The following is a 2,856-nucleotide window of genomic DNA, read 5'->3' as shown; positions in this document are numbered from 1 at the left end:
TGGTCTGACGGCGCTTAGTGCTGAATTCACTGTCGGCGAAGGTAAGTTGATGACTCATGATGAATCCTGTTCCATGGCTCCAGATGACAAACATGATTTCATATCAGGGACTTGTTCGCACCTTCCCTAGATTACCAATTCCTTTTTGATCCGGTAGAACGTTGCACGACTGATATCAGCAGCTTTCATTATGTGAGCTGGTTTAACGTTCTGTGCCAACATTTCACGTACCACTTCACGGGCTTCCATATCTTTCTCTTTTCCCGTATACAAACCTGCCTGTTTTGCTCTCTCGATCCCCTGTGCCTGGCGTTTACGGCGGGTTTCATAATCTTGTCGTGCCATTGTCGCAAGGATATCGATCAGCATAGCATTGACTGCCCGAAGAATGCCGCTGGTAAGGTCGTTGCCGGACATTTCAACCATCTGCCAGCTTGTTGGCAAATCCATCGAAACAATAACCAGTCCTTTACTGTTCAGCGTAGCTTTGAGTTCAGCCCATTCTTCATGTTGAAGACGACTGAGACGGTCAATCGATTCGATGAGAAGCAGATCGCCGGGTTGTGCTTCCTCAAGGAGATGCATCAGTTCCACACGCTCCAGCTTCGCACCACTGGCATTTTCAATGTATTCTCCGGCTACTTGCCAGTTTTTGCTTTGCGCAAATTCGCGCAGGCTAACTAATGCACGATCAGCATGTTGGCCTTCGGTAGATGCACGGCAGTAAATACGAACATTCATCATGCATTCTCTTTTGAGTGTTAAATGGATACCTATATGATACAGTGCGTGTTTTTGTTGTCAATAGAGTCAAATTCAACCCTATTGAGACTTTGTATCATGGTCTTTATCAGGTATACCTAAAAGAGATATTGTTCGGATGGTATTCAGATCTTGCTTGGGGTATACGATTTGGTCAGTTTCTGTAGCTGAAGCACTCCGGTTTCATTTCAGCAGGTCTTAATCAAATTCAGTGTGCCATACATGCGGCACGAAAAAGTCTGGCATCAATGTGACCAGTTCTATCACCCACCACAGTCACTACAGTGGCCACACAGTTGGGGACCCAAAGGATGTTGTTTACCATTTTGCAATGGTTGACAGCTACCCGAAAGCAACTCCTCTTCGAGAGCGCTCAATTCCTCAGTTAATCGGGTTTGCAATTTTAGTTTGTTGAACCCATCCACACTGGGCGTAAGTGTATAGTTGTGATAACTGTCAACTTTTCTTCTCTCTTCTGTTCAGAATAAATTAATGTTCAGGCGTTATGATAAATAGATGTTATCGCCACCATGGCGCGGTCTTTACAGGAATAAATCTCACCATTTTTATATTTTCACCACAGTACCTCAAAATTTCATATACCAAAACTGAACTTGGCCGGGTAGTATTGGCTGCTTAGTATTAACTGTAGATGCTGTTATTAGGAGTTTCAGGTGCAGGTAAACAAACTTACGGATGATATTGATATTAGTTCTCATGAGCGTTTCCTCGCGGCCCGTAAAAGCACATGGGTTAGTGTGCTTGTTAATTGTTTTCTGACATCCGGGCAAGTGATTACTGGCGTATTTTCCGGATCTCAGGGGCTTATTGCGGATGGTATCCATTCTCTGTCTGATTTAGTTTCAGACTTTGTGGTGCTTATTGCTAATCATAAAAGTAAAAAAAATCCCGATGATGACCATCACTACGGGCATCATCGTTATGAAAATGGTGCATCATTAATTCTGGGGACAATTTTATTCATTGTTGGCATCGGGATGTTATGGTCAGCAGCAAATAAAATGCAACAACCAGATGATATTCCTCAGGTACATATTGTTGCTCTGTGGGTGGCCTTAGCCGCACTGGTTATCAAAGAGCTTCTTTTTCGCTATATGCTGGCAGTAGCAACCCGAGTAAAATCCACTATGCTGGTTGCCAATGCCTGGCATGCCCGCTCTGATGCCGCCTCATCTTTGGTGGTGGCTATTGGTATTATTGGTAGTTTATCAGGGTTTAAATTGCTTGATCCGGTAGCTGCACTGGTTGTGGGACTGATTGTGACCAGAATGGGATATTCATTTATGTCAGATTCGCTTCATGACTTGATGGACAGGGCCGTGGATATTGAAACTGAAAATAGTATAAAAACAACATTATTGTCCACGCCTGGGGTCGAAGGCATCCATGATCTCAAGACCAGAAAAATGGGGGACCTTGTTGTGGTTGATGTTCATCTGGAAATTGATGGTGATTTATCAGTGAAAGTAGGACATGACATTGCTGTTTTGGCCAGGAAATCAGTTTTAGATAATCATCATGTTTTAAATGTTATGACACATGTTGACCCTTATTTTAAAGGTGATAATAGTCCTGGTTGCGGGGGCAAATAATCCTGAAAAATAATATGAATGCTGCTGTTTTTTGAGAGGATTGGGAAGGGATTATTTTTTTGCGCAATATTACCCCTTCTGACTGTGAAAACGAGAGTAAACAATATGGAGGCTATTATGAGAAAAATTATGCGTACTGTTGTGATAGGAGCCACCCTTCTTTTATCCCCCTGTGTAATGGCTGGTTCTGACGGTGTTGAACATGCCATGAAGATGATGAATAAAAGCTACCGCGCAGCACTTAAGGAGGAGGACGTTACATCCTTCAGGAAAGATATGCGGGAACTGAAAGCAACAGCAGAGTCCATCCTGAACAGCCCTGTAGAAGGGTATGACAGGGAAACGTATGTTGCAGGCATGTCACTTCTAATTGATGAGGTAACTGCCGTTGAAAGTACCGCTGAGAAGGAAGGTCTTGACGCCGGGAAAATTGCAGCACAGAAACTAGGCAGTCTGATGAGAAAATACCACAATAAACTAG

At 43.3% G+C, this 2,856-nt stretch carries 3 protein-coding genes; 2 read left to right on the top strand and 1 reads right to left on the bottom strand.

The genetic code is table 11. The features are described 5' to 3' along the window. Positions 1 to 126: 126 nt before the first annotated feature. Complete coding sequence (locus tag ACVCAM_RS26145) at positions 127 to 741, bottom strand: recombinase family protein (RefSeq protein WP_003846897.1); 615 nt, start codon at positions 739 to 741, stop codon at positions 127 to 129. A gap of 695 nt (positions 742 to 1,436) precedes the next feature. Here ACVCAM_RS26145 and ACVCAM_RS26140 point away from each other — a divergent pair. After that, positions 1,437 to 2,375, top strand: coding sequence for a cation diffusion facilitator family transporter (locus tag ACVCAM_RS26140; protein WP_001198019.1), 939 nt, complete (start codon positions 1,437 to 1,439; stop codon positions 2,373 to 2,375). Positions 2,376 to 2,393: 18 nt separating this feature from the next. Then, on the top strand, positions 2,394 to 2,856 hold a 463-nt coding region (locus ACVCAM_RS26135; protein WP_447093745.1), incomplete at its 3' end, for a cytochrome b562.

This window comes from Enterobacter sp. CFEC122 (assembly GCF_052983755.1).
Note: the sequence above shows the minus strand (reverse complement) of the source record. Positions and strands in the feature narration are given on the sequence as shown.

Coding starts and splice junctions, on each gene's coding strand:
- ACVCAM_RS26145 (WP_003846897.1), bottom strand. CDS start 741: ATGAATGTTCGTATTTACTGCCGTGCATCTACCGAAGGCCAACATGCT.